General features: G+C 50.9%; 8 protein-coding genes. 5 read left to right on the top strand and 3 right to left on the bottom strand.

Going from position 1 to position 6,306, the window contains the following annotated elements; translation table 11 throughout:
- A partial coding sequence (locus OKB87_RS23260) for a replication initiation protein (protein ID WP_270828611.1) occupies positions 1-907 on the top strand: 907 nt, incomplete at its 5' end.
- A 120-nt stretch (positions 908-1,027) separates the two neighbouring features.
- On the opposite strand, the gene OKB87_RS23265 is transcribed toward OKB87_RS23260, so the two are convergent.
- Complete coding sequence (locus OKB87_RS23265; protein WP_198869607.1) at positions 1,028-1,276, bottom strand: helix-turn-helix domain-containing transcriptional regulator; 249 nt, start codon at positions 1,274-1,276, stop codon at positions 1,028-1,030.
- 10 nt (positions 1,277-1,286) lie between these two features.
- Positions 1,287-1,817: a hypothetical protein gene (locus OKB87_RS23270; protein WP_252657452.1), complete on the bottom strand. Its 531-nt coding sequence runs from the start codon at positions 1,815-1,817 to the stop codon at positions 1,287-1,289.
- Between the two features lie 414 nt (positions 1,818-2,231).
- Here OKB87_RS23270 and OKB87_RS23275 point away from each other — a divergent pair, with 414 nt between their 5' ends.
- Positions 2,232-2,474 (top strand): hypothetical protein, encoded by a 243-nt coding sequence (locus tag OKB87_RS23275; RefSeq protein ID WP_042469152.1) that lies wholly within the window; start codon positions 2,232-2,234, stop codon positions 2,472-2,474.
- Positions 2,475-3,010: 536 nt separating this feature from the next.
- Here OKB87_RS23275 and OKB87_RS23280 read toward each other — a convergent pair.
- Entirely contained in the window at positions 3,011-3,667 is a 657-nt protein-coding gene (locus OKB87_RS23280; RefSeq protein ID WP_012537714.1) for a quinolone resistance pentapeptide repeat protein QnrS2, read from the bottom strand.
- Between the two features lie 1,171 nt (positions 3,668-4,838).
- On the opposite strand from OKB87_RS23280, the gene OKB87_RS23285 reads away from it, so the two are divergent.
- The 3 genes from OKB87_RS23285 to OKB87_RS23295 all read left to right on the top strand — a co-directional run bounded on the left by OKB87_RS23285 (position 4,839) and on the right by OKB87_RS23295 (position 5,956).
- Positions 4,839-5,078 (top strand): CopG family ribbon-helix-helix protein, encoded by a 240-nt coding sequence (locus OKB87_RS23285; protein WP_182936461.1) that lies wholly within the window; start codon positions 4,839-4,841, stop codon positions 5,076-5,078.
- On the top strand, positions 5,068-5,352 hold the full coding sequence (locus tag OKB87_RS23290) for a type II toxin-antitoxin system RelE/ParE family toxin (protein ID WP_068982395.1): 285 nt from the start codon (positions 5,068-5,070) through the stop codon (positions 5,350-5,352). Before OKB87_RS23285 ends, OKB87_RS23290 begins: the two co-directional genes overlap by 11 nt.
- A gap of 85 nt (positions 5,353-5,437) precedes the next feature.
- Positions 5,438-5,956, top strand: coding sequence for a hypothetical protein (locus OKB87_RS23295; protein ID WP_198899328.1), 519 nt, complete (start codon positions 5,438-5,440; stop codon positions 5,954-5,956).
- The last annotated feature ends 350 nt before the right edge of the window (positions 5,957-6,306 follow it).

The raw sequence follows: 6,306 nt of genomic DNA on the forward strand, positions 1-6,306 counted from the left end.
TCGCCCGCAGGCCTCCGCGCTGGCCTATCGTCACATCCAGCACAACCCCCCGCCGCATGTGGCGGCGTTGGTGTTCGACTTGGACAAGGCGGACAGTTACCACGCGTGGCAGGATGCCGGCTTGCCTGCCCCGCACTGGATCAGCGTTAACCGCATGAACGGTCACGCCCATATCGGGTACATTCTGGCCGCCCCTGTAGCGCGTACCAGCGCAGCACGGCAAAAGCCGTTGCGTTACCTGGCTGCCATAGAGCACGTTCTAGCGAAGCGGCTAGGGGCTGATTTAGGGTACGCAGGACTGATCACCAAAAACCCCACACACGCCGATTGGCTGACCGTCTGGCATCAGATCGAGCCCTACAGCCTCGACTATCTCGCGGAGTTCTGCCCGGATGCGGATCTGGCGGCCTACAGCCGCCGCAGCCGCAAAGAGGCAACCGGGCTAGGCCGTAACGTCACCGTATTCGACAACGTGCGTGAATGGGCCTACACGGCGATTAGAGCGCACTGGCGGCCCAATGGGTACGACGCATGGCTCTGTGCTGTGCAGGCGGCCTGTGAATGTACTAACGCGTTTGGCTTGGAGCAGGGCGGCCCGTTGCCCCATAGTGAGATCAAGGCGACGGCTAAGAGCATCGCCCGCTGGACGTGGCGGAATCTCACCCCATCCACGTTCGCTGATTATGTTGATCGGACACATACCCCCGAGATTCAGGCCATCAGAGGGGCTAAGGGTGGCAAGGTATCCAAGGGCGGGGGAAGGCCGACAGGGACAAACCGGACTAACTGGGCGCTGTGGGAGGCCATCCAGAGCATGAAGGCAGCTGGATACCCGCACAGCACCATAGCCGACGATCTCAACATCTCGGCCAGTACCGTTAGCAAGTACGCCAAGATTTCAAAATAGTGATCGCGAAAACAAGCCTATATCAGATAACAGCGCCCGAAGGGCGTTCTTTGTCCCTAGAGAGTCATTAGAGAGAGGATCTTGGCGAGGGGGGTAAGGCCGATCCCGAAGGGCTGTCCATCAGGCCGTGGGTTTGGCCTGTGGGCAGTAGGTCTTATCCCCGGAGCTGCTTGGTTCTTTCGTCCTTGATAGCTCTTGCTCTATCTGGCGAATATCCTCGATTGCCGCCGCCAGTAGCTCAGGATCATTTTCCTCTTTAGCTGCCTTGAGGTAGGCAGTGATCTCCGAGGGGCTCGTTAGGTAGTCCGCCACTCGGTAAGGGCTGAATTGCTTTTCCCCGACAGCACTCAAATCGCCATTTTGACTCATCAGTTTACCTTTATGATGCGTTTCTAATGAAGTGACTTAACCTTGTTCCAAGCCGGATCTGGTTCGGGCATTCCCATGACTGAATTTCCTCTATGGATACCCCTGCCGCTATTGCCCTGTTGGCGATAGATTCCGAGTTAAAACACACCTTTAAGTAGTCCGCCAAGTCGCCCGCTTCAGCTCCCAGCCTATCTAGCAGCGCATCAAGATCAGGATTGTTATCGTGCTGAATCTTTTTTTGCGTCTCGCGGAATGCGTTACGGGCTGGCTGTTTGATGGCCTTCGGTGTCGGTGCTTGTTGAGTTTGGCGCTTGCGCAGCCTATGCAGGGTGTTTTTGAAGGTGGCGAGTGTGATGGTAAAGCCCACATCGTTCGCGTTGATGGCCGCCACGATTTGAGTAAGGGAAAAGCCTTGGTCGATCATCGTCTCCACTTCTGGATAGACGTGGGCGATTACTTTTGCTTTGGGTTTTGATACCTCCCCTTGGTGGAGGTATCCCTCGATCTTTGGAATGAATTTATTGCTTGGTTTCGGCAGCATGGCGACGTCATTTTTCAGTGAGAATGCCCCTAATGTACCAAAATGCTACCTAGATGGTATCTGTCTGTATGTCTTTCGTGTCCTTTATGCATCCTAGATGATTCCTTAGTGCTTTCTTTATGCTTCCTTTGTGTGGGTTTTCTGTAGGTGCCTACAGGAATTGGAAAAACAGACAGGCACGACACCGACTGTATACAGGCACGAGACCGAGCGTATACAAACTGCGTTTGTACCGTCGGCGTGCCTGCATCCTATCGGCGTGCCAAAGGGTCGCCCCTTTGAAACCCGAGTGCGGTTCTACGAACCTGAGTAACGCCAATCAAAATAAGAGTTTGATGGTTCGTAATTCTAATTTGATGTTTGGCTGCGTTGGTGTCATAACGTAGATATGAATCATCAAAACAGGTTTTTGATATGGAAGAGATCAAGGCGAAGTGGGTATTTGAACAAGGGGGTTTTGCCAAGGCGGTGATCGCCCCGACCCCGATGGGTGCCGGCTACCATCTTCACCTGGTGAAGTTTGGCCGCAATGCAGAAACGGAAGTGCTGGAACGCCAGCGCGGAGGCTGGCGGGTCTTTAAGACCATCGATGCAGGGGTTAACACGGCGCACACCATCGGTTTTCGCCGCATCGAGGTGGATCTAAGCAGTCGTTAAGGCTGCCGCGCTGCGCTTACCGACTCCCGAACGGGGCGCGACAGACTGCGCTAGTCGCTCCCGTTCGGGAGTGCTGCCCTGCTCTCCACAGGGTGGGGCCAGTGGCCCCACCCTGATGGACTCCGTTTTGCTTCACCTATTGCCCCCGCAGGCGTTCGCCGGACGCGCTCGATGTTCCGAGCGATTTGTTCCTCTTGGGGGGGGCAACCATAAAAACAGCATTAAGATCATGCTGTTATTGTAGGAGAGGAATAAAGTTTCATACTAAGCAGTCAAGTAACCCTGTTTGTACCGTTCTAAATGATACTCACCCAGAAATAAAGATTCATACTAATTCCTACTACAAAATCTGAGTCACGCTACAACTGAGTAATAAAGTATCATACTGGTTGTCTTGAGCATCCACAGATTGATTGGCCCCATTCAAACACGTTTCTGGACAAGAATGAGCTAGAAGTATTGATCTAGCTCTGGTGATTTGAATTAGAAAATGTATTAATGTTGTGTATAGTTTATCAGCAGGTATTCGTAAGCATCTAGTCAGGAAAAACAACAATACCCAACGCTTCGAGAAGCTGTTCTTGTTGCCAGCTGGCAATTTTGATACCTGATGTATCGACTTTTCGAGGATCTAAACCGTCGAGTTCGGCGTGACATAAATTAGCACCCTGTAGGCTAAACTGTCCCCAGACATCTTCAGAAAAAACACCTCGACTTAAGTCTGACTCTTTCAGTGATGCGCCCGCGAGGTGAGTCCCTATCCAGCGATTTTCAAACAGCTCACATTTTTCTAAACAGACCCGCTCCATATTGGCATAAGACAGGTTACATCCAGTAATAAAGGCTGAGCAAAAGTACATACGATTACTCACTTGATTGGCAAAGTTTGCTCGGGAAAAGTTGGCCCCTTTTAAATCACACTCACGTAACTCAATACCGTAGCAATTGGCGTTACTAAAGTTTGCCATCGCAAGCTGGCATTGTTGGAAACTTGCATCGCGAAGGTCTGCGACATCAAAATGGCAACCTTCGATATCACCCTGTTCAATGAACTTGCAGTTAATAAATGTCGCATCACGCAAGTTAGCACGTCGAAAATCGCATCGGATAAAGGTGCAAGCAGTGAAAGTAATATCACTTAGATCTTGATGTGAAAAACTGTGGTGTCGATATGTGTGACGGTAGGTTTCCATGTTGACTCCTATGATGAACTGGACGCAACACTACCATCAAAGCCACATCACATCACCAAAATAAAAACACTAAAAATCAAGATCTTAAAAACCCTCATTTTGCCTATTTTAAGGGGGTAAAATAGCGCCCTGAGCCTCTATGTTAACGTTCAAAGTACGCGGCACCATTGAAAAAAGTTATCCGCTTAAAAAGCCACAGAGAAAAGGAACCCAATAGATTACTGATGTCCGCCATTAGGTAAAGTAACCTTAAACGGAAGCCTGCAATTTGAAGTAGATACAAGGTCTAAGAAGGAATGGGGCATAAACGTTTTAGAAATGGCAGTGTACTCTGATCGCTGCCATTTAAGTATGAATCTTTAATACTCAGTATGATTCTTTATTACTTAGTAACGAAACTTTATTCTACTCACACAGTTATGGCGTTTTTGCCACCATTTTCACGACACGCCTCTGATTAAATACTCCTTTTCTTTCAATGAGTTACACCAGTCTTGCTGGTGCGTAATGTGTATGGCTGTGGACCACCGTTTTTAAGGGAGGAATGACGGCGTGAAGAGTGGCTATGTCGTTAAGGGCTGCACTGTTCGGGGGTACTGGAACACCGCGAAGCGGATAGCGGTACAGATCCGGTACAAAAGCGGTACAGATCCGGTACAAAAGTGGGACAGAACCGGTACAGAACTGGGACAGAACTGGGACAGAAGTGAGGCATTTGCAGGGCGAGGCGGGGGGCGAAAAACTGGGGCCAGCGGCCCCACTTTCCCACCATCGAGGCGGCTTATCTGATCGGGTGCACCTCGAAGGGTGGGGCAAGATACCGAAACAAGCCGCAGGATGCAAAAACAGGCCGAAACCATACCCCGCAGGATCCTGCCCTCAAACCGCCTCAGAAGCGTTGCAAACTTTCATGCAGTAAACGCCCTGCCTTGTGTGTCGAAACGCCCCAAAACGCGATACAGGCGGCCTGTTTGCCGCCAGCGCCCCGTTTTAGCTGCTAAAAATCGCAATTGAACATAAAAGGCGTTATGCGCACCTCAAAATCCCCTTCGGTTCGCCAGTTTTGGGGGTTGTACAACCCCTAATTGCAGTACTGCAATTGGGGGGGGATCGGTGGACATCGATGGTTATATAGTCGCACAATGTAAACATCTGACTACAAGGGGGTGTTATGAGCGTAATGTCTGTCCGTCTGCCGGATGAAGTAGACCAGCAATTGGGGCAACTGGCCCAGTCTACAGGCAGAACCAAATCATGGTTGGCCAACCAAGCCATTCAGGATTACTTGGCGCGAGAAGCTTGGCAGATCGCGCAGATTGAGGCGGCATTGATCGAGGCTGATTCTGGCGATTTTGTACCGGAAAAAGAGATGGCGGCGAAGTTTAGTCGGTGGGGTATCAATGCGGGTTAAATGGCTACGCAAGGCAGCGCTCAACTTGGAGGATGCGCACGACTTCCTATCGAGAGAAAACCCGATAGTTGCACAGGAGTTTGTGCGCGAAGTGTATCGGCTGGTTAGTCTGTTATCGACTCAGCCGGCCATGGGGCGGCCCGGGCGGGTTCCTGGAACGAGAGAACTCGTGGTGCAGCCCTATCCGTTCCTGCTTCCGTATCGGGTGCAAGGGGATGAGATCCACATTCTGCGGGTATTCCACACCAGACAACGCTTCCCAAGCCAGTTGTGAGTTAATGGTTGGGTTGAATGAGTCCTTTTTATTAAGGTTCTGGTATCTTGATCGCTTTCACTGAAAATAAAAAATGGAGTTTTTCATGAGGGTTGTTGTTGCTGTTTTTTTGGCTCTGGCGCTTTCCGCCTGCGGGTCTGCGGACAAACCATTCTTGGGGTTTTGGAAGATTCAGGGCGACCGCTTTGAATATTTGAAAATCGAGAAAAACGGCGAAGGTCATTTGCTGACAAGGTATGGAAATAGCATTTTGGATGGTTCGGTTGAACGCAAAGAGTTTCCTGCGACCATCAAAGACAACACGTTGACGATTGGGGCGCTTGGCGTCAGTGGCGTTTACAAAGAATCGGATAAAACGTTGGTGCTTAATGGGAAGCAAGTCTTTGCCAAGGTCGATGATGCTGAGGCACTTAAAGTGATCGAAGCCAAAGAGCAGGAAAAGGCGAAGGCAGAGGCCGATTGCAAGGCATTGCAAGAAGAGGTCGATCGCAAGAATCAGGAGCTCAAAGGCAAGAGCAAAGAAGAGTGGAATGCTTACGTTAAGTCCTTGGATGGCCGCAAGCCCAAGCGTTGCTGGTTAAAAAATGCCGGAATGGCATGGTAACCTTGCTCGATAAAAAGGGGATGCGGTAACGTATTGCCCAGAAAAGACAAACCCCGAATCTCTGTCTAATCAACTTGGCGGGAGATTGCAGAGAGTTCGGGGCCGTGACTTAATCACAGGAACAAGAATACCACATGGATCACATCAAACAACCCAGAGCCGCCAATAAGCGCGGTGCTCGATGGTAAAATCAGCACTTCAAGTTGCTGCATTCGTCGAACGTCTCCCTCGTCGCCCCTACTGCACCGATGATCCGGCTCATGGGCTGCGCATTCGCCCGCAGGCCTCCGCGCTGGCCTATCGTCACATCCAGCACAACCCCCCGCCGCATGTGGCGGCGTTGGTGTTCG

It is taken from the genome of Aeromonas sp. Y318-1 (genome assembly GCF_027706125.1).
In the GTDB taxonomy this organism is placed as follows: Bacteria; Pseudomonadota; Gammaproteobacteria; order Enterobacterales; family Aeromonadaceae; genus Aeromonas; species Aeromonas hydrophila.

Coding starts and splice junctions, on each gene's coding strand:
- OKB87_RS23265 (WP_198869607.1), bottom strand. CDS start 1,276: ATGAGTCAAAATGGCGATTTGAGTGCTGTCGGGGAAAAGCAATTCAGC.
- OKB87_RS23275 (WP_042469152.1), top strand. CDS start 2,232: ATGGAAGAGATCAAGGCGAAGTGGGTATTTGAACAAGGGGGTTTTGCC.
- OKB87_RS23290 (WP_068982395.1), top strand. CDS start 5,068: ATGCGGGTTAAATGGCTACGCAAGGCAGCGCTCAACTTGGAGGATGCG.
- OKB87_RS23280 (WP_012537714.1), bottom strand. CDS start 3,667: ATGGAAACCTACCGTCACACATATCGACACCACAGTTTTTCACATCAA.
- OKB87_RS23270 (WP_252657452.1), bottom strand. CDS start 1,817: ATGCTGCCGAAACCAAGCAATAAATTCATTCCAAAGATCGAGGGATAC.
- OKB87_RS23295 (WP_198899328.1), top strand. CDS start 5,438: ATGAGGGTTGTTGTTGCTGTTTTTTTGGCTCTGGCGCTTTCCGCCTGC.
- OKB87_RS23285 (WP_182936461.1), top strand. CDS start 4,839: ATGAGCGTAATGTCTGTCCGTCTGCCGGATGAAGTAGACCAGCAATTG.